This window comes from Methylophilus sp. (genome assembly GCF_052437885.1).
Classification (GTDB): domain Bacteria; phylum Pseudomonadota; class Gammaproteobacteria; order Burkholderiales; family Methylophilaceae; genus Methylophilus.
Genome location: NZ_JBQVPB010000003.1, coordinates 222559 through 242490, shown reverse-complemented (window position 1 = coordinate 242490; position 19932 = coordinate 222559). Strand labels below are relative to the sequence as shown.

The 19932-nt window shown below is 47.2% G+C and carries 18 protein-coding genes and 2 pseudogenes; 9 read left to right on the top strand and 11 right to left on the bottom strand.

Features of this window, described 5'->3' with window-relative positions; translation table 11 throughout:
- Positions 1–191 precede the first annotated feature (191 nt).
- A complete protein-coding gene (locus tag ACT6RZ_RS04410; RefSeq protein WP_444700976.1) occupies positions 192–695 on the bottom strand; it encodes a DUF7149 domain-containing protein in 504 nt (167 codons plus the stop codon).
- Positions 696–1192: 497 nt separating this feature from the next.
- On the opposite strand from ACT6RZ_RS04410, the gene ACT6RZ_RS04405 reads away from it, so the two are divergent.
- Positions 1193–1369, top strand: coding sequence for a hypothetical protein (locus ACT6RZ_RS04405; RefSeq protein WP_444700975.1), 177 nt, complete (start codon positions 1193–1195; stop codon positions 1367–1369).
- Positions 1370–1442: 73 nt separating this feature from the next.
- Here ACT6RZ_RS04405 and ACT6RZ_RS04400 read toward each other — a convergent pair whose 3' ends face one another.
- The 7 genes from ACT6RZ_RS04400 to ACT6RZ_RS04370 all read right to left on the bottom strand — a co-directional run bounded on the left by ACT6RZ_RS04400 (position 1443) and on the right by ACT6RZ_RS04370 (position 9271).
- A complete protein-coding gene (locus ACT6RZ_RS04400; RefSeq protein WP_444700974.1) occupies positions 1443–2834 on the bottom strand; it encodes a multicopper oxidase family protein in 1392 nt (463 codons plus the stop codon).
- A 1-nt stretch (position 2835) separates the two neighbouring features.
- Positions 2836–4215, bottom strand: a complete 1380-nt coding sequence (locus tag ACT6RZ_RS04395) for a TolC family protein (protein WP_444700973.1) — start codon at positions 4213–4215, stop codon at positions 2836–2838.
- Complete coding sequence (locus tag ACT6RZ_RS04390; RefSeq protein ID WP_444700972.1) at positions 4205–5470, bottom strand: DUF2231 domain-containing protein; 1266 nt, start codon at positions 5468–5470, stop codon at positions 4205–4207. The genes ACT6RZ_RS04395 and ACT6RZ_RS04390 overlap by 11 nt, the downstream gene beginning before the upstream one ends.
- A gap of 120 nt (positions 5471–5590) precedes the next feature.
- Positions 5591–5971, bottom strand: coding sequence for a hypothetical protein (locus tag ACT6RZ_RS04385; RefSeq protein WP_444700971.1), 381 nt, complete (start codon positions 5969–5971; stop codon positions 5591–5593).
- A gap of 71 nt (positions 5972–6042) precedes the next feature.
- Complete coding sequence (gene cueR / locus ACT6RZ_RS04380; protein WP_444700970.1) at positions 6043–6447, bottom strand: Cu(I)-responsive transcriptional regulator; 405 nt, start codon at positions 6445–6447, stop codon at positions 6043–6045.
- 59 nt (positions 6448–6506) lie between these two features.
- Positions 6507–6701 (bottom strand): heavy-metal-associated domain-containing protein, encoded by a 195-nt coding sequence (locus ACT6RZ_RS04375; protein ID WP_444700969.1) that lies wholly within the window; start codon positions 6699–6701, stop codon positions 6507–6509.
- 62 nt (positions 6702–6763) lie between these two features.
- Positions 6764–9271, bottom strand: coding sequence for a heavy metal translocating P-type ATPase (locus ACT6RZ_RS04370; RefSeq protein ID WP_444700968.1), 2508 nt, complete (start codon positions 9269–9271; stop codon positions 6764–6766).
- Positions 9272–9720: 449 nt separating this feature from the next.
- Here ACT6RZ_RS04370 and ACT6RZ_RS04365 point away from each other — a divergent pair, with 449 nt between their 5' ends.
- From ACT6RZ_RS04365 to ACT6RZ_RS04345, 5 genes and pseudogenes are all read left to right on the top strand, one after another.
- Complete coding sequence (locus tag ACT6RZ_RS04365) at positions 9721–10215, top strand: DUF305 domain-containing protein (protein ID WP_444700967.1); 495 nt, start codon at positions 9721–9723, stop codon at positions 10213–10215.
- Positions 10216–10244: 29 nt separating this feature from the next.
- A pseudogene (locus ACT6RZ_RS04360) lies at positions 10245–10428 on the top strand (Tn3 family transposase); the annotation flags it as partial.
- A gap of 61 nt (positions 10429–10489) precedes the next feature.
- A complete protein-coding gene (locus tag ACT6RZ_RS04355; protein ID WP_444701054.1) occupies positions 10490–10654 on the top strand; it encodes an ATP-binding protein in 165 nt (54 codons plus the stop codon).
- 391 nt (positions 10655–11045) lie between these two features.
- The gene (locus ACT6RZ_RS04350; protein ID WP_444700966.1) at positions 11046–11255 is read left to right on the top strand and encodes a type II toxin-antitoxin system MqsA family antitoxin; all 210 of its coding nucleotides are present in this window, start codon (positions 11046–11048) and stop codon (positions 11253–11255) included.
- A 529-nt stretch (positions 11256–11784) separates the two neighbouring features.
- On the top strand, positions 11785–12093 hold the full coding sequence (locus ACT6RZ_RS04345) for a hypothetical protein (RefSeq protein WP_444700965.1): 309 nt from the start codon (positions 11785–11787) through the stop codon (positions 12091–12093).
- Between the two features lie 396 nt (positions 12094–12489).
- Here ACT6RZ_RS04345 and ACT6RZ_RS04340 read toward each other — a convergent pair whose 3' ends face one another.
- Complete coding sequence (locus ACT6RZ_RS04340; RefSeq protein WP_444700964.1) at positions 12490–13392, bottom strand: hypothetical protein; 903 nt, start codon at positions 13390–13392, stop codon at positions 12490–12492.
- A 101-nt stretch (positions 13393–13493) separates the two neighbouring features.
- Positions 13494–13640: pseudogene (locus ACT6RZ_RS04335) on the bottom strand (transcription elongation factor GreB); the annotation flags it as partial.
- Between the two features lie 284 nt (positions 13641–13924).
- Between ACT6RZ_RS04335 and ACT6RZ_RS04330 the strand changes: the two are divergent.
- A complete protein-coding gene (locus tag ACT6RZ_RS04330) occupies positions 13925–16450 on the top strand; it encodes a methyl-accepting chemotaxis protein (RefSeq protein ID WP_444700963.1) in 2526 nt (841 codons plus the stop codon).
- A gap of 83 nt (positions 16451–16533) precedes the next feature.
- On the opposite strand, the gene ACT6RZ_RS04325 is transcribed toward ACT6RZ_RS04330, so the two are convergent.
- On the bottom strand, positions 16534–16905 hold the full coding sequence (locus ACT6RZ_RS04325) for a hypothetical protein (RefSeq protein WP_444700962.1): 372 nt from the start codon (positions 16903–16905) through the stop codon (positions 16534–16536).
- Positions 16906–16986: 81 nt separating this feature from the next.
- On the opposite strand from ACT6RZ_RS04325, the gene ACT6RZ_RS04320 reads away from it, so the two are divergent.
- Together ACT6RZ_RS04320 and ACT6RZ_RS04315 are read left to right on the top strand one after the other, a co-directional pair.
- Positions 16987–17112, top strand: a complete 126-nt coding sequence (locus ACT6RZ_RS04320) for a hypothetical protein (RefSeq protein ID WP_444700961.1) — start codon at positions 16987–16989, stop codon at positions 17110–17112.
- Positions 17113–17170: 58 nt separating this feature from the next.
- Positions 17171–19930, top strand: a complete 2760-nt coding sequence (locus ACT6RZ_RS04315; RefSeq protein WP_444700960.1) for a PD-(D/E)XK nuclease family protein — start codon at positions 17171–17173, stop codon at positions 19928–19930.
- Positions 19931–19932 lie beyond the last annotated feature (2 nt).

The window sequence follows — 19932 nt, the reverse complement described above, 5'->3', positions numbered from 1 at the left end:
TATTACGGCATAGTAATGATAGTTTGTTTTAGCTATTCACTCAGTTGCTGACTTCAAACGCAAATCAATTTTTGATTACGTTATTTCATTATTAATTTTGCCGACTGTTGCAGACGTCTGGCCGGAAAGAACATTCTAACGGGTTCATATGGTTCCCTTGAATTATCTTGGCCTACTCTTGCTAATATGTATTATTTATTCTTTGGAGGGAGTTTATTGGCAACTTTGCTTATAGCATTCCCTACATCGAACCATGCTTTTGCCCCAGATTGCTCGATGGCTTTTCCTAATAGCTTGATTTCGTGATTTTTATGTATGACTCGCTCACGAAGAAAATATAAGACAAGCTCATGAAAACCTTTTGTGTTGATATTTTCCTGCTTAAGCATCTCAACTTTATTAGTAGGCTTTTTAGCTTCAATAATGACCGCAACACTATCTTTTGCATCTTTACCATTATGGATAACTAGATCGTTGTTACCCTTTGTATTGATGTAATAGCTTGGGTCGTAGTAGGTCTTTTTGAGAAACTCAGAAATTAGATTTTTGTGAAACTCTTCTGACTCAGTTTCATTGATATTGTCTAGGAGGCCGATTAAATAAGCTTTGAATTTCTCAATTTCAAGTCTGTTGGGTTTGACCTTCAGAAAAGCTTTATTGAGTGAGCTTTTGGGATTAAGTTTAATTAAAGCCAATGTATCATTCCCTTAATATCAGATTATTGTTAATAGCTTATTTTTTAGACAATTAAAGTTTAACCGATATTGGGATTTAAGAACATTTACCATCGGACTCTACAATTGATGCTGAATTACAAGGAAATGTATTGTGCATTCCATTGATTTTGAGCAGTCATTCCAGCGTGTTGAGCAGTCATTCCAGTTCTAAAGAGCAGCCCATATGAATCCTACTAAATATGTCTTATTACAGTTCAAAACTCATCTCGTTATTATGCTGTAAGGTTTCCATAGAGCCTACTTAGCAACTAGCTGTACATACTTTCTTCAACTTGCAACAGGTTAAAATGTTCAAAATGGGAGTTTCGGTATGAAGCGGGATTATTACTTTATTTGCTGTACTCATCATAGTTTGCTCAAGCCTTGACCGTGCCCACTCCGGCGGCACATATAAAAACGGCTATCATCATGATCGCCACACCGGTAGGTATCACTGTCATTAATTCGGAGTGTATATGGCTACTTTTAAAATTAAGACACCAAAACCACCAAAACCACCAAAACCAGCAGATCGACTACAGAATTTGCAAACGTTACGTCCGCTGGGTAAAACAAAATGGGTTAAAGCACATTGGCGTTGGAATTATGGAACACATCAATGGGAATGGGTTTTAGGCCATTGGAGTAAGTAACAAAACGGCTTGCGTATTTGCAAGCCGTTTGTCTTAGTTAAGGGCAATACCCAAAGTCTAAGCCACAACGATACTAATGACCAGAATGGTTAATTGGTTTTCTGACATTGACTTCCAACTCACCTTCAGTATGAGGCTTTTGACGTTCAACCTTGGTTAGATCCACTTCAACTGCATGAGCTACCGTGCCGCTTGGATGTTTATAATCACCTGGATTTTTATAGTCATTTTTAGCGAGTCCATCTCGGACTTTCACGGTCGTAAACATCCCACCCATTTCAAGTGATCCAAACTGTCCGTTGCCCATCATCATGGGTAACGTGTTTTTTGGGAGTGGCATTTGCATCTCGCTCATTTCAGCCATTTCAGACATTCCTGTCCCACCCATAGACATATAATCAGGTACAAGATTAGTGATCTTTTTCATCAAATCATTCTGCTTAACACCAATCATTGTCGGAAAGTCATGTCCCATAGCATTCATGGTGTGATGGCTTTTATGACAATGGAAAGCCCAGTCCCCGGGTTCGTTAGCAATAAACTCAATAGCACGCATTTGCCCTACAGCTATGTCGGTCGTCACTTCTGGCCAGCGTGCAGTTTTTGGCACCCATCCACCGTCAGTGCCTGTGACTTCAAACTCATGGCCGTGAATGTGAATTGGATGGTTTGTCATTGTAAGATTTCCAATCCGTATTCGCACACGGTCATCCTTACGGACCACAATGGGATCAATTCCTGGGAAGGCCCGGCTATTCCATGTCCATAAATTGAAATCAAGCATGGTATTCACTTTAGGGGTGAAGCTGCCCGGCTCAATGTCATATGCATTCAGTAAAAACACGAAATCACGGTCAACAGGCATGAATTTCGGATTTTTTGGATGCGTGATCCAACTTCCCATCATTCCCATGGCCATTTGTAGCATTTCATCCGCATGAGGGTGATACATAAATGTGCCGGGGCGTTTGGCTTCGAATTCATACACAAATGTTTTACCCGGCTCAATGGCGGGTTGTGTCAGCCCGCTGACCCCATCCATACCGTTGGGTAAGCGCTGACCATGCCAGTGCACACTTGTCCTTTCGGGTAACCGGTTTGTCACAAAAATACGGACACGATCACCTTCAACAACTTCGATCGTTGGACCAGGGCTTTGGCCGTTGTAGCCCCAAAGATTCGCTTTCATACCGGGCGCAATCTCTCTTACGACAGGTTCCGCAACAAGGTGGAACTCTTTGACACCATTGTTCATCTTCCAGGGAAGGCTCCAGCCATTCAAAGTGACGACCGGCTGATATGGGCGTCCTGTACCTGGATATAGTGGCTCTTGTGTATTTGCCACCTCAGAAGTGATGATTTCTGGGATGGCAGCTAATGCCACTTTACTTACCGCACTGGCTGCAACGCCAGCCATGCCAAGTCCAGCATATTTAAAAAAATTTCTTCTATCCATAGTTGTCATCTTATTGACCTTCCATCAAACGAGGACTGGCGACTAAAGTAGCTTGCAATTCAGTATCCGCTAACCAGAAGTCACGTAATGATTCGATATAGCCTTTTACGCTCTGTACTTGCGCCCTGGCATCGCCAAATAATTCAAATGGGCTTGTGAGCATGCCGTTGTAGCGTAGTTGGTCCTCATACAATATGCGTTTGCGTAAGGGCACAATCTCATCGCGGATGTGACGAGTGACATCATGTTTGGTGCGATAGGTGTTATACCGCTCACGAATCTCTGATTGCGCATTAATAACCAACTGTGCAGCTTCCTGTGCGGACTGCATGTACATAGACTCTGCACGCGGCACTTTGGCCTGACTCCAATCAAACAATGGTATTTCAAACGAAATATCGATACCCTTTTTATAAGGCTCACCCCTTCTGCCTTCTAATACGCGTGCAGGGCCTAGTTCGATAACATTAATGAACCGCGTAGTTTTGGTCAGTCCAAGCTGCTTAGCCAAAGCATCCATTTCAGAGCGCTTAACCAGCAGGTCCAAACGTTGTTCATAGGCATTTTGTTCAAAAGCCTGTAACTCCGAAAGAGATTTAGGCAGATCAGGTAAACGGGATTGGATTTTGATCTCTGAGACTTTCACACCCAACTGTCTGGCCAGGGCCTCATATGCCTTAACTTCAGCGTTTCTTGCATTGGCATATTCAAGGGCTGCATCAGCATAGAAGCTTTGCTCACGTATCTGCTCTAATCGATTCCAGTTGCCGGTTTCATGCAGTCGTTTAGCCAACTCTGCACTGGCCTCTGCAGACTCTTTCACTTGTGCGCTATATTTAGCCAATTCAGTGGCGGCCACAGCATTGAAATACGCAACACGTGTCTGATAGGCGAGTTTCAGCACCTCTATGGCGGTAGATGCTTGTGCCTGGGCAAAACGTCTTTTTTCAACCTCTACAGCTTTAGGCATAGTCATCAATGAGAAGACGTTGAACGTGAATGCCTGCTCAATCTTATACTCACCACCATTACGGGCATAAAGCATAGAGAAGCGCGGATTAGGCAATCGGCCTGCCTGTACAAGGTCTGCTTCCGAGATGCCCAGTTCGTAGAATGAAGCCTGTAGTCCTTTGTTGTTATAAAGTGCCACCTGTACTGCACCCTCTACATCCAAAGGTTGTGTGAGCAATGTCTGAGTCTTGTCCTGAAGGAACTTCTTTGACTCTTCAGTCTTAGCCCATTCATAATCCTGTTTCAGGTGCGGTTGAGTTTGTTTTTGTACCTCATTCATGCCGCCATCTTTTGTGAAGGTCGCGCACCCACTTAATAACAAGCTTACGGCAACAAGAATGGCACTGCGTGCTCTGAGATTTCCAATATTAGTGCTCATGTGAACCTCCTTCAGATGATTCATGTTGATGACCTGAATGGCTGTCTTGAGCCGGCATTTCTGATTCACTTGCCATACCATGGTGATTTCCAGCATGTTGATGGCCACCAGAGGCAGGTAAAGATAGAACACCAATGCCATGACGATAGACTACTTCACCACCCAGCCATGCCGTTGTCGCGACAGACATGGATAAACCAGCCAGGCAAACTAATACAGGAATGGACATCGGGCTCTCCTGACGCGATTTAAAAGAATGCCAGATTGCAAGGAGCACTAATCCAACAGCAGTAGGGATTGCCCAGGCTCGATGCAACAACATGGCAGCATGGCCAGCATCATCGTGATTCATGGTTGAGTTGAATGCCAGCCAACCAAAACCAACGGCAGCCACAGCACTCACAGCGGCTAGTATCAATACGTAATATCCTGCGGCGGCTAATGAAGTGGATGATGCAGATTGGCGAAACAAGCGAGCAGCTAGGCCTAAAATGAATGCCACTATGGTCAACGCAATTGGGAAATGCACGACTGCCGGATGCAAATTTGGAATAATTTGGAAATCGGTGTGCTCTGAGGACACTTCTGGTTTAACGGCTTCTGAAGACTCATGGATATGGCTTGAGTGATCTTCTTCCGCAAGCTCAACCTCTGAATTTCCATGCTCATGAGTCATTGATACAGCCTCTTCACTATCACTTCCTGAATGACTCATATTTTGCATGGAGTGATGATCCATACCAGCATGGTTCATCATGGCATGGTCGTGAGTGTGTGCCGACATTTCAGGTGGAGATGATTTATGATCCATGCTTACCATGCTGTGGCCCATATCCTCAGCCTGACTATTCATGTCATGCATTTTGCTATGGTCCATCCCCGGCATGCTGTTATGATCCATGCCTTTCATATTGCCATGATCCATGGGTGGCATCTGAGACTTTGAGTCATGTGAAGCATGCGTATCGCCATGAGACATACTATGTCCCATCGCTTCATGACTCATTGGTTGATCCGAGGAGTGCTGCATCCCCGACATTTGATGCCCTTGGTCTGCAATCGAAGAATCTAGTGAAATCCAATCTGTTTGATTGTCACTATTTGTCGCCTTATAATCTTCAAACGTGGACTGGTATGGCGCGGAGCTTTCTTCCGCAAATGATGCGCCAATACCCAATGCTAATGTCATCGCAAGACATAGTACATATTGATAGAGAGAGGCAAGCCAGGCTCTCTTTGGGGTAGGAAATTTCATATAGACCTCTCATTTAGAATTCCCAACATCCATTGGAAACGCATTCTTTTGCCTCCCGTGAGCAGGCAAAAGCATAAGTGTGGTGGCTAAAGACCTGATAGGACTTCAGCCAATAACAGACTAAATGAGGATAAAACGCGGAGGTCGCTCAGGACCGGAGGATATGTGGCTAGTGAAATCTGGGATGATAAAACCGATTGCCGTACCTGCAACAATCAAATGATGCTTCAGGTCATCACCCGACCCTGCAAAGGCGAAGCCTGAACAGCAGACTGAACATTTGGAACAATGATTACAAGCGTGTTTAGCATCATCTTGATGTTTGTGAGCACGACTCTCCGCAGCACCCTCGTGGTGTTCATGGCTATGACCACTAATACTTTCATGGATGTGCTGGTTTTGTGGCTTCTCACAATTCATCATGCTGACCGCTGCAAATCCCTGCACCGGTAGAATGATTGCGATGAGCCAAATAGCGAAGATCTGAATGAGTTTTCTCACGATGAGGTTATGATACCCCTAAATTAAAAATGATTCAGTGCCAAACTGAAATTTTCCTATTATGAATTACCCTATGTTTGATTAAGCGCAAGTTGCTCCAGGATTGGGCACTCTGGGCGATCATCCCCATGACAGCAATGTACTAGCTTTTGTAGCTCCGACTTAATCGACATCAGGCTTTGAATCTTTTGGTTTAACGCTTCAACATGGGCATTTGCTAATTCTTTCACTTTACTGCTTGGCCGATGCGGGTCTTGCCATAAGCTTAATAATTCCTCAATTTGCTTGATAGAAAAGCCTAAGTCACGGGAGTGTCGAATAAAACTCAACGTATGGATATCTTTTTTAGAATATTGACGATATCCAGCAAAAGTTCTGGAAGCGGCAGGCAACAAGCCCACGCTTTCATAATGCCGGATCATTTTGGTCGATATACCCGACCCCTTTGCAGCTTGCCCAATATTAAATAAACTCATCGCTGATGCCCAAGTGATAGGTAAAAAGCCTGCCGATATTGCTCGGCAGGCAGATAAAATTACTTATTTGCAGGTGGAAAACCAGCATTTATAAGCGCTGAAAAGATCTCGTCTTTTGCAACACTGCTTTCAACGTTGACCGTTCTGGTTGAAGGGTCCGTTGTAATGCTTGCTTCTGGGTCTATGGCTTTAATGGCACTTGTCACACCTCTTGCACATCCACCGCAGGTCATATTTTCAATATGAAATTCCATCATCAACTCCTTTAACAATAATTGGTAGTGATATAACCTTAAAGGTTCCAATAATGGTAAGGTCAAGCATTATTATTCAAGGATTGTGGACTGTTGAATTCTACTAAAGGTGGTTTGAATTTCCGTAAGCGCAAGGCATTACCTAAAACGAACACGCTGGAAAATGCCATTGCTCCGGCAGCGAATATTGGTGATAGTAATAGGCCCCAGGCAGGATAAAGTGCACCCGCCGCTACCGGAATCAAAGCCGTGTTATAGGCAAATGCCCAGAACAGGTTTTGATGAATATTGCCTATTGTTGCCTTGGATAAAGCAATCGCATTTGGAACACCTTGTAAATTTCCAGACATCAAGACCACATCTGCTGATTCTACTGCTACATCTGTACCGGTCCCAATTGCCAGGCCTACATCTGCTTCTGCAAGCGCTGGTGCATCATTAATGCCATCTCCCACAAAGGCGATTTTCCCGTAAGTAGCTTTCAAGTGGCGTACAGTGTCAACTTTCCCCTCAGGCATGACTTCGGCAATAACTTCATCAATGCCAAGCTGGCGGGCGATTGCATGTGCGGTCTTGGCATTATCTCCAGTAATCATAGCCACTTTGAGACCTAACTGATGCAATGCGTCAATTGCCCCCGGTGTCGAAGTTTTTATAGGGTCAGCAACTGCAATAATGCCAGCTAGCTGACCATTAATAGAGGCGTATAAGGGTGACTTACCCTCTTTACCCAGTCGCTCAGCAGTTTGTGCAAAGACGTTCAAATCTAACCCCAGCTGTCGCATGAAGCGATCAGCTCCCACTTCAACAAGAGCACCTTCAACATTTGCTCTTACGCCCATACCAGTCACAGACTCAAAGTCTGTTAAAGACGGTAGCGACTGTCCATTTTCAGAGGCAGCGGCCACAATAGCGCGGGCGATTGGATGCTCAGATTTAGATTCAACCGCCCCGACTTTTGCAAGAAGACTAATCCGCTCAAAGCCCTCCGCAACTTCAAGGTCGGTAAGCACTGGCCGTCCTTCTGTTAACGTACCAGTCTTGTCCACTGCGACGACTTTGGCATCCTTGAGCAACTGTAATGCTTCGCCTTTTCTGAACAATACGCCCAGTTCGGCACCTCGCCCGGTTCCAACCATGATTGAAGTAGGTGTAGCCAGCCCCATGGCGCATGGACAAGCAATGATCAACACGGAGACTGCATTCACTAATGCGAAGGTCAATGCAGGGGATGGACCAAAAATCATCCAGCTGATAAATGTGAGCAAAGCAGCACCCATGACGGCAGGTACAAACCACATAGTCACTTTATCTACGAGCGCCTGTATTGGTAGCTTAGATCCTTGTGCCTGTTCCACCATACGTATGATCTGAGCCAGCATGGTTTGATTACCAACGGCTGTCGCACGCATCTCCAATATTCCTTTCTGATTAACGGTGCCGCCGACTACAGAACTACCCAGGGTTTTCTCAACAGGGATGGGTTCACCAGTGATCATGGATTCATCAACGAAACTTTTACCATTGGTGACTTCACCGTCTACCGGCACTCTCTCGCCAGGTCGCACTTCGAGCACATCATTGAGCACCACTTCATTGATAGGGACATCCAAAAAGCGATGATTGCGCATGACATGCGCTTCTTTGACCTGCATTTTTGCCAGGCGCTTGATTGCTTCGGAAGTGCGCCCCTTGGCACGGGCCTCCAGAAATCGGCCAAGTAATACCAAAACGACAATGACTGCAGCCGCTTCATAATAGACATTGACGGTTCCTTCCGGTAACAGTCCAGAAGCAAAGGTCGCGACTATTGAATATCCAAAAGCCGCAGCGGTACCTACTGCTACGAGCGAGTTCATATCTGGAGCAAGCCTAAGCAGTGCAGGAAAGCCTTTCTGGTAAAAGCGTCTACCAGGGAAAGCCAGTACCAAAGCCGTCAACATAAACTGCATGTACCAACTAGTGTTCATACCAATGGTATCCATGATTAATTCATGAACACCTGATATCAAATGCGCTCCCATTTCCATTAAAAACACTGGTAACGACAGCGCTGCTGCCAGAATTAGGTCCCGCTTCAATTTGAGTAATTCAATCTCTTTTTGACTTTCTGCTACAGCCTGTAAGGAGGATAGAGAGTCAATGACCTTAGCTTCGTAACCGATACGCTCGATCGCGGAAATCAATGCTGTTGGCGCGGCTGAACCCTCAATGGATGCACGTTCAGTGGCCAAGTTAACTGTTGCTTCAAGAACTCCTGGTACAGACCTGAGCGCTTTCTCAACACGGCCAACACATGACGCACAGGTCATCCCAATAACATTGAGTTCGATCTTGGATGTTGGAACTTCATAACCAACCTTACGAACAGCTTCGATCAAGGCTGTGCGATTTACCTCTTCGGTAACGTGAATAGTCGCTCGCTCAGTTGTCAGGTTGACTGAGACACTTTCTACGCCAGGGACCTTTGTTAAGGAGGCTTCAACACGCCTAACGCAGCTGGCGCATGTCATCCCTTGGATAGGAAGTGAGATATTTTGGATTGCATCACTTAAAGTCTTTTTAGACATGCTCATAATCCGGAACTTGTATTAAATATAAATCAGTCTAAAGCTTCCCACAATGGGAAAGTCAATTGATTTTTATTTTAATTTAAAGAATCCGATGAGGTTACACTTTAAGCCAGATCAAACAACGCCTCCTGTGAGTAGCATCATAACTTGCAGTTTGGACCTCATAATGTGCAACTTTAGACTCCACATACTGCAATTGCACAAAACTGTTAATTTGAGTCGCAGATGAAGACTATTTAGCTTAGATTTTTTTGAAACCCGCCTTGATATGCCAGTTGCACAATAAAATGAACCCGCTATATGGGGTCGTCTCAGAAAACGGAAAATAAAGCCCGTTAAGACACTTCAAGCTGTGGGATGACTCCATTGTCATCACGGGGTACAAATGAACTGCCTGACTTGAAACAGTGTCTTTGTTAGATTGATAACCCAACAAGGAGAAGCTAATGGAAAAATCCTCTTCATCTAATCAAGGCCATGCGATGGCATCGATGAAATACACAACATTTGCACAAATGATTGCGGCTGGAACAATCATCATGTTTGGCCTGATGTATCTAAATACCTATTCGCTTGATCACGTTTTCTTTAGCGAAACTCGGGCCTATATGGCCCTTATCATGGGGGCTACCATGGCTGTGGTAATGCTAGCCTTCATGTGGAAGATGTATCCCAACAAGGGGGTAAATCTCTCTATTTTTGCGGCTAGCGTCATTGTCTTTTCCGTTTCCTTGTGGCTGGTACGCAGCCAAACGACTGTTGATGATTTAGATTATATGCGAGCGATGATTCCTCACCATTCCATCGCTATTTTGACCAGCGAGCGGGCAAAGATCACTGATCCGAGGGTTCGGAAATTGGCGGATGGAATCATTGCCGCACAGCGCAAGGAAATCGGCGAAATGAAAAGTTATATTCAAGATTTAGAAACGAAAAAGTAGCGTGTCGCGGTTTAGTTTCGGCAGCCTCGGCCGCCGTTGTGCTGTGGAACACGGTCTGTCTGGTGCAGCGCATGCGCTGCGTGGCAACGGCAATGCCGTCGATGAAACGCTGTTGCAGTACCTGTCGCCGCTGGGCTGGGAACACATCAACCAGACCGGCGATTACCTCTGGCGCGGGCAAGTTTAGGCCGCTTACCTCTGCAACCGGCTTAAGGTGCTTTATTTTCTGTTTTCTGAGACGACCCCTATATGCGGGTTTTTCTTTTAGAGGTTACTGTTTACAACTCAATATCCATTTGATCAATGGCATGATTTATTCCCTTACCCCACACTTGCGGATGCCATCCTCGACCAGGTGATACACCAGTCTCATGTACTGCATTTGAAAGGGGAGTCGATGAGGAAGCTGCGAGCAAAGAAAAAACTTACTGACCGCTAGTTGGGCCTCAAGACCCAGGCTCTTGTTTATAGTCGAGAAGGCGCTTGGGTGATCAACTAAACAATTGTCATCCAACTGCTCAATTCAACTGGAATTACTGCTTAAATTGAACTGGAATGAGTGCTCAGCATATATTGGAATTAATGCTCATCTCATAGTAGTAAACACAATGTATTAGCAAATCAAGCTAACAGAACTGTCTAGTATTTAAGGAATTAGAACGATTAATTAGTGGATTAAGAGTAGTGTAAACTGGGCATTAATCATTTCTGAGGCAACACTGGGCAACCGAAAGAGTGCTACAAATGCTCCACGCTGCTACTAATCTTTTTGTAATGGGCTACCCGAACGAGAATGTTACTGATCAATTATTTTAAAAGGAGTCATTTACATGAAATGCCCTGAATGTGGTCAAGTAGAACTGATCGCAGATGTGCGTGACCAATCCTATACGTACAAAGGTAAAACAACAATAATAAATCATGTAAGGGGTGAATATTGTCCGGCATGTAATGAAGCTGTTTTACGGATGGGTGAAGTTCGTCGTGTAATGCAGTTACAGAAACTGTTCAACAATGAAGTCAATGCATCTTCAATGTAATAGGGATTACTAGTAGTGCCAACTTTGACGGAACTACAGCCTGTTGCAGCATATACGCTTTCATGCATGAGAGGTGCTGCAACACATGAGGGTGCTTTATTGCGATATCTGATATACGGTAAGTTAATGAATAAAACGCTGCCAATCAAGATTGGTAGCGCTTCATTCATATAGCCACATACTGATCTAATTTCTTGTAAGTGATATTCAAATGAAATGGCCTGAATGTGGTCAAGCAGAACTGATTGCTAATATGCAGGACCAACTCTATATGCACTGCGGTAGGGCAACAATAATAAATCATGTTAGAGGTGACCAAAGAAGCTGTTTTGTCCATGGATGAAGTTTGACGAGTTATGCAGTTACAGAAACAGTATCAGAGGGAAGTTAATGCATATTCAAAGAATTTAAGAACATTTTTACTAATTAGATTAGTCTATCCACCTTTACTTCATTGCAAAATAAAGCCTAAATTCAATTATCATAACGACAGTGAATTTTCAACGCTCTGCTTTTAAAGGTCTAATGAATGGTTAATAAAATCGATGAGATATCAGAAGGCATCTATCTAACTCCATCCACACGTAAACTTATGCAGTTGCGTAAAGGTAAAGGCCTAGGCATGCTTAACGATGAGGAGATAGAGCTTTTACGAATGAGTAAACGAGAAGTTTCTATTGGTACCAATATTACTTTTCAAACAATGATAAATAGTGCTGAAAGACCAGGATATATTGGCTCACTCAGCTATAAAACCATCTATAAAGCCACCATTGAAGAAATTCAAAAGGCAATTCAAAATAGATGGGCTAACGATGATTTGAAAAGGAAATCATAAATATGCTGAATGTTGCAATTTTCCTTAGTGTAATAATTTCAATCTCAGTTGTAGGTTTGGCTATTCTTGCCTATAAACTACACAAATCGAAAAAAAGCAGTCCCGGGAAGTAAGTAAAGAGTTATCAAAGAGCAATGATGCAAATCGTTCCTGACGACAATTCGGACTACTAAATGCAACCTGCTCCCCTATGATTGATAAGTAGTGAACCAAGCAGCTTACCCACATTTTAACTAAGGTTCGGTTCCACATCCTCACGTATTCAAAAATGGCTACACCTGAAAATACGTTGTGCATTTGGATTGACTACCAATCCAATAGTGAAATCAAAGTAGATTTTTCTCTAGCCGGAATATTCCGCTAATATACAATTCCCAGTGCAAATTGTAATTCGATTTAGTTAATAAGCTGCCTCAAGTTAATATCAATCTTTGGCTTATTCATCCAAAGATTAATTAATTCAAAACCACTCAATGAATTCATGGTTCCGGTACTAAGCGAGAGGTTTTGCTCGATAAAATCATCAATTATTGACCAGAAAAATTTATGCTTCGATTCCCCATTATCAACTAATTGAGCACCAGCTGCTTTTTTATTAGAGAAATAATCAAGACGATTCATGAATAGTTTTGGTAGAAACCTTAATGAATGACGATTTCGCCGTAAATCCGCAGAAATTGATCTGCAAGTTATAGTTAGCAATCTCTCTACATTTACGATCGAATGACTCCAAGCGAGACTTTCTAATTTAAAAGTCAAACTTGGTATAGTTTTTATATTTAAATTATATCTACCAACTAGCTCTTTAAAAATGAATAAAGATTTTTCTTTTTGGTGATGTTTGATGAAAACTTCCATAGCTACAATATCTTCGTATTTCATAGTTAGGCAATTTTTAAGCTCCAAACTTACTAAGTCACGAAATTCTAAAAATTCTATTTTCTGTTGAGTTAGTTTAATGGCCTCTTCAGAACTATATTTAATTAGTAACTCTAAATAGCTCTTTTGCACGGATTCCAAATTCTGAAGATTCTCGTTTAAAAATGCATATATGCTGGCTACATCTATTTTGAATATAGATAAATATTTTTTTTCGATCAGACCATCCATGATTGACTGACTAAATTGAAATGGAAATTTCTCTTCGTCCAGTTTAATGACTCCAAAAGATTGATTCGTTTCGAGTAGAAAGTGCAAGCATAGTAATTCCGAGTAATTCAAAGCTTTAATATCCAACTCGCAGTGCGTTCCTATCCCATCTATTTGATTTAAGATTTCTTCAAGATCATTAATGTTCATAATCAAAATATTATCCTGAAAAAGTATATGTACTATTTATAAGCTAATAATTATGCTGGGAAAAAACTAATTTAGTATGAAAATAGGGGTCATTTTTTATTGTCACCGTTCTCGCTACGGTCACCATTGCCAGCCGCCCAGCTCACTACGCGCACCACTTCAGGTCTATCGACCTTGATCAGAAATTGAAACTCTTTTTCCATCGCGGCGTAGCCTTCCGGCGTGATGTAATTCTTGTACTCTGCCATTGATTACCAGTTCTATCCAGGGTCTGCCCTGCTGTTGTTGATTCCAGCCCTGCACATGATACAACGTATTGCGGTTTGTATTGGCGCTTTGGCCTGCCGGCGCATTCACAGCCAGCGCCGTATATGAAGCTTTTGTGAAGCTTTTAATTTTGCCTTCAGTTTCGGGTTTTTCTTGCGTAATTCACATGTGAGCTGCGCAAACGTCACACCAGGCAACGCCAGTTGGACTAATACTCTTAGTCATTCACGCATTATTAGTCATTCAGCATTATCTAGAGGAATTCATGAAAAAATCCATCGCTCACCTCAACGTGGGAACCCGCTTGTTCTTGGGGTACGCATTACTGATCCTGTTCACCGCTTTAATTTTCGCCATTGCCTGGCGTGGCTTCAACCAGATCCACCAGACCTGGCAGCATTTTGAGAACACCAATCTGGTCAAACGGACACAAATCGAGAATGCCAGCAAAGGCTTGAGCGAAGGGGTGCACCACTTTAAGAATTATGTGTTGCGTGGCGGCCGCGAAGCCACCAAGTTCCAGCACAGCATGCAGGACATTGAACAGGCGATGGCGGCTTACCAGGCGACCGGCGAGATCAACCAGCAGGAAGAGGAGATCCTCGGCAATATCGCGCTCGGCCTTTCCACTTACCGCGCAGCGATCGCCCGTTGCGAGGAGCTTAAAAATGGTGGCATGAGTGTCACCGAGATAGACGCGACCGTGAAAGGCGCAGACAAACCACTTAACCACTCGCTCAGGTTGCTGATGGATATGAATATTGCCGGCGTCAGCGAGGCTTCCGGCCAATTCGCCACCACCATCGCTGCCGCCAACAAGCAGATAGAAACCGCTTTGCTGGTCGCGGTGATCATGGCGATAGGCATCGCCTGGAAAATGACACGTTCTATCACCCGCCCGTTAAATCAGGCTTTGCATTTATCGCACCAGATCGCCAACGGCGAATTCATCACCCATGATACGCCCACCCGCGATGACGAGACCGGCAGGTTGCTCAACGAGATGCAACGCATGCAAGCGACCATACAACGCATCGTTGCATCGCTGAATGAGATGTCCAGCAAACATAGCGTCGGCCTGATAGACCACCGTATAGACAGCCAGCAATTCAATGGTGCCTACCAGCAGCTGACCGAAGGCATCAACCGCATGGTAGAAGAACATATCGTGGCGCAAACCAAGTCATTACAGATAGTGACTGCCTTTGGCGAAGGCGATTTCAACCAGCCGCTGGAAGCGTTTGCCGGTCAGCGCAGCTATATCAACCAGAGCATAGAACAAGTGCGCCAGAATTTTAAACTGCTGATAGAAGATGTGCAGACCTTGTCGCAGGCGGCAGAAAACGGACAACTGAATATACGCGCCGATGTGTCTCGCCACCACGGCGATTTCAAACAGATAGTCGCCGGCTTTAACCAGACGCTGAACGCAGTGGTAGACCCGTTGAAAACCACAGCCCGTTATCTGGATGAAATGGCGGCCGGCCATATCCCTACCCGCATAGAAGAACATTTTGTCGGTGATTTCAACCTGGTGCAGACCAGCCTGCAGCATTGCGCGGGCGCCATCCATCAATTGATCGCCGATGTACACCACCTGGCTTCTGACGCACAGCAGGGCCAGTTGCATACCCGTGTCGATATCGAAGCGCATGCCGGTGATTTCCGCAAGATCATCCACGGTATCAACCAGACGCTGGATGCGGTGGTCTCACCTTTGAACGTGGCCGCCGATTGCGTGAAACGCATTGCTGCCGGTGATATCCCTGCGCCTATCCATAACCAGTACCATGGTGATTTCAAGGTGTTGATCAACAACCTCAATACCTGCATAGCCGCCGTTAACCACCTGGTGGCAGACACCCGCCAGATTGCAGGCGAGGCGCAGCAAGGCCAGCTTTACAGCCTGGTCGATGTCAACGCCCACTCTGGTGATTTCAGGGAAGCGCTGCAGGGTTCGCAAGATATATTGCAACGCATGGTGGCGCCTATACAGACAGTCAAAGTCGCGGCCGAGACCATACAGGTCGCTGCGGCCGAGATCGAGAAAGGCAATAACGACCTCTCCCGCCGCACCGAGACCCAGGCCAATGCCCTGCAGGAAACGGCCACCAATCTGGAAACCCTGACCAGCAATATCAAGCAGACCGCTGACCATGCCCAGCAAGCCAACCTGCAGGCTAATCAGGCCAACCAGCTGGCTTTGGCAGGCGGCGAGGCGTTCACTGCCCTGACCACCACCATGCAGGCCATCAATCACACCTCGGCACAGATAGAGCAGATCACCGGCGTGATAGACAGTATCGCTTTCCAGACCAATATCCTGGCGCTGAATGCCGCCGTCGAAGCCGCGCGTGCCGGCGAAGAAGGCCGTGGCTTTGCCGTCGTCGCCGGCGAAGTGCGCAACCTGGCCAAACGCTCTGCCGCCTCTGCCAAAGAGATCAAGGAGCTGATCGCCGCCTCTGTCTCGCAAACCAGTGACAGCGCCAGACAGGTCAACCGCGCTGGCCACACCATGCAGGAGATCGTCGGTGCCGTACAACAGGTGTCGCACAGCATACAGGCGATCTCCGAGGCTTCCATGCAGCAAAGTAGCGGCCTGGAGCAGATCTATGAATCCATGACTTCCATCGATGAGACCACCCAGCAGAATGCAGCGCTGGTAGAACAGGCAGCCGCTGCGGCAGAAAGCATGCTGGAGCAGGTGCATACCCTGGTAGAGTCGGTGAACCAGTTTAAAACTGATGGCTATGAAACAGACAGCAGGCCAGACTTGCGCCTGATTGCTTGATCAAAGGCTCGACTGATCACGCGACTAGTCAGACAAATAAAAATGCTCCCGGTCGGGAGCATTTTTTTTGCAGGCGAAGCAGGCTATTTTTCGTCTTCTATCTCTTGTGCATCATAGACATAATGGCTGGTCTCACCAAAACAGCTGGAGGGTACGCCCTTGTGCTCTTTGTATAACAGCCTCGCCCGCTCACCCGCCAGCCTGTTGACCTTCAGCACCACTGCGGGATCGCGCACGGTGAAGTAGAATTTTTCGGCCTGGGTGCCGGGGATGGTGACCAGCACCAGCTCGCCTTCCCAGGTTTTGCATACCCAGCCTTTATTCGACAGTTTTTGCACATAACCTATGCGCTCGCCATAGGAATACACCCAGTTCAGCGATGCCCAGGTATACAGCGTGAAAAAAACCAGCGGGAACAGGATCAGCCAGAATATTATTTTTATAAATTTCCCCATATTTGATATGCACCCAATAAAAGTTGTTAGAATCAGCTAGCGTCAGGCCTGATATTACCTGAGAAGATACCCGGATGAAAAATGATATTCACCACGCAACTGCAGCACCGCGCCGGTTTGCCTGATGCTGGTTTGCCTGGCCCGGTTTTAGCGCAGCAACAGGCCCTGGCTGATGCGAGCAAACGGTTAGGCATGCTTGAAACTTAATTCACTGTACTTTAAATTCATTACACTTTAATTCATTAAACACCAGATTCTGCACCGGATGCATTCCCAGCCCATAGAAAACCAGCGCATCATTTTATGCGCCTCCGCGCGCCTGGCCCAGGGCATCCGCCTGACCCTGCAACAACAATTCCAGCAACAAGGTCTGTCACAGTGGCAGGCAGTCGAGGTCTACCCGGTGCAGGACTGGCTGAACCAGCTGACCGAGCATGCCATTCTGTGCGGACAGATAGCGGTGTCTGCGGCGCCACTGGGCATGCTTTCAGCCACACAGGAAGCCTTGTTGTGGGAACAGGCCATACAGGCCAGCCTCAGCCGCCACGAAGCGGCGGGACTGTTCAATACCAATGGCCTGGCCAGCGCCGCCATGGAGGCCAACCGTTACCTGATAGAGTGGAATATCAGCGTGGATATGGACACCGCCACTGAAGAGACGCGCCAGTTCATGCAATGGCGCCAGCAGTTTCAGGCCTTGTGCAAACAGAGTGGCTACCTGGAAAGCGTGCGTTACCAGACCTGGCAACTGGAGCAGTTGCAGCAACACCCGTGCACGCTGCCGGCCCAGATACAACTGGCCGGCTTTGACCGTATCAACCCGCATCTGCAGGCATTGATCAACGAGCTGCAGGCGCAAGGGGTCAGCGTCAGCACATTTGACATGGGTGTCAGCGCGGATGAAGTCAAACGCATGCTGTTTGCCGAAACCATGGACGAATGCCGCGCCGCAGTACACTGGGCCCAGCAGCACCTGGCAAATGACCCGCAGGCCAGGCTGGCAATCGTGGTGCCTGAACTGGATAGCCTGCGTGACACCCTGGCCCACCTGCTGGACGATGTGTTCCACCACCAGGCACTGCACCCGGCACATGCCGAAACGCCGCGTTGCTATGAGTTCTCGCTCGGTCTGCCACTCAGCCGCTGGCCGCTGGTGGATAGCGCACTCAGTTTGCTCAGGCTGGCTTTTCAACAATCGCCTTTCTCGCAAACCGAGCTGTCTGCCTTGCTGGGCAATATCTACTGGTCACAAGCACAATATGAAGCTGATCCGCGTGCGACCCTGGATGCCGACATGCGCAGGCAACTGCCTTTGCAGGTAAAAGCAGCGACTTTTTTGCGCTTTATCGAACGTAAACAGCAGGATATACACCCGGTGCTCAGCCCGGCGCTATACGCCGACCTGCAGGCGCTGCTCACGCTGGCAAGACAAACACCGCGTAAACAAGCCCCTTCAGCCTGGGTGCAAAGTTTTAATCAATTGCTGGAAGCCACCCATTGGCCGGGTGAACGCAGCTTGTCCAGCCATGAATATCAGTGCCAGCAATCTTTCCAGCGTGTACTCGGCCAGCTGGCGGCGCTGGATGCCTGGTTAGGCGCCATAGATGCCATGACTGCCCTGCAGCGTTTATCGCAATTGTGTCAGGCACAGATCTTCCAGCCGCAAACAGTGCGTGTGCCGAATATCACGCTGATGGGCATGCTGGAAGCTTCGGCCCAGACGCTGGATGCAGTGTGGGTGATGGGCATGAATGATCATGTATGGCCACCGCTGTCGCGCACCAATGCCCTGATCCCCGCCGAGCTGCAGCGCCAGGCGGCGACGCCGAATGCCAGCAGTGAGGTGCAGATAGCCTTTGCCAGCCAGATACACCAGCGCCTGCTGCGTTCGGCCAGGCAGGTGATCTTCTCGTATGCAGACCGCGAAGGTGACAGGCTGTTGCGCATCAGCCCGCTGATACAGTCTATCCCGCAAACCGACGCCAGCCCGGGCGCAGCCACCCTGGCCGAGACGCTGGCACAGTCAGCCACGCAAGACTGGCAATGGCTGGATGACCAGCAGGCACCCGCGGTAGAAGACGGCGAGCATGTCAGTGGCGGCACCGGTTTGTTGCGTGCGCAGGCACTGTGCCCGGCCTGGGCGTTTTACCAGTACCGCCTGAAAGCACGCAAACTGGAAACGCCGCACAATGGCCTGGACGCCATGCAGCGTGGCGACCTGATACACCGTGTGATGGCGGCTTTCTGGGCCCAGCAACCGGCTGTGGATTGGTCAGCGGTGCAGGCAGAGGCGCTCAAAACACAGCTGGAGCAGATCGCCACTGCCGTGATCGCAGAATTCAACCAGGCTTATTCGCAACCGTTCTCCGAAGTGTTCTGCCAGCTCGAAAGTGAGCGCCTGGGCAAGCTGGCCCTGACCTGGCTATGGGAAGTCGAACGCGAACGCCCGCAAGCCTTTGAGGTGACGCTGACCGAAGAAAAATTCACGCCACTGATAGAAGGCATACAGGTCACCCTGATCATAGACCGCGTAGATACGCTGGCGGATGGCAGGCTGGTGGTGATCGACTATAAAACCGGTAGCGCCCCGGATTATAAAAACTGGGCCAGCGACAAGATCACCGAGCCGCAACTGCCTATCTATGCCGCTTTTATCCTGCAGGACGCAGACATCGCCGCTGTCTGCTTTGGCAAACTGCGGCTGACGGATGGCGGCTTTACCGGCGTGGCGGCTGAAGATGACATCGTCACTGGCATCAAGGCCTTCAACCACGAAAAAAACAAATTGTTCGACCCGCAAGCCTTCCCCGACTGGCCATCCATACTGCAACACTGGCGCAGCCAGATCACCCGCACCGCACAGGCCTTGAAGGCCGGCGACGCCGCAGTGGTGTTTGAGTCTGAGCAGGATCTGGATTATTGCGATGTGCTGCCATTGTTGCGGCTGCCCGAGCGGCAACTGCAGTTCGAGCACAGGCAGCCTAACCAGCCTAACCAGCCTAACCAGCATGGTGAGCAGGCATGAGT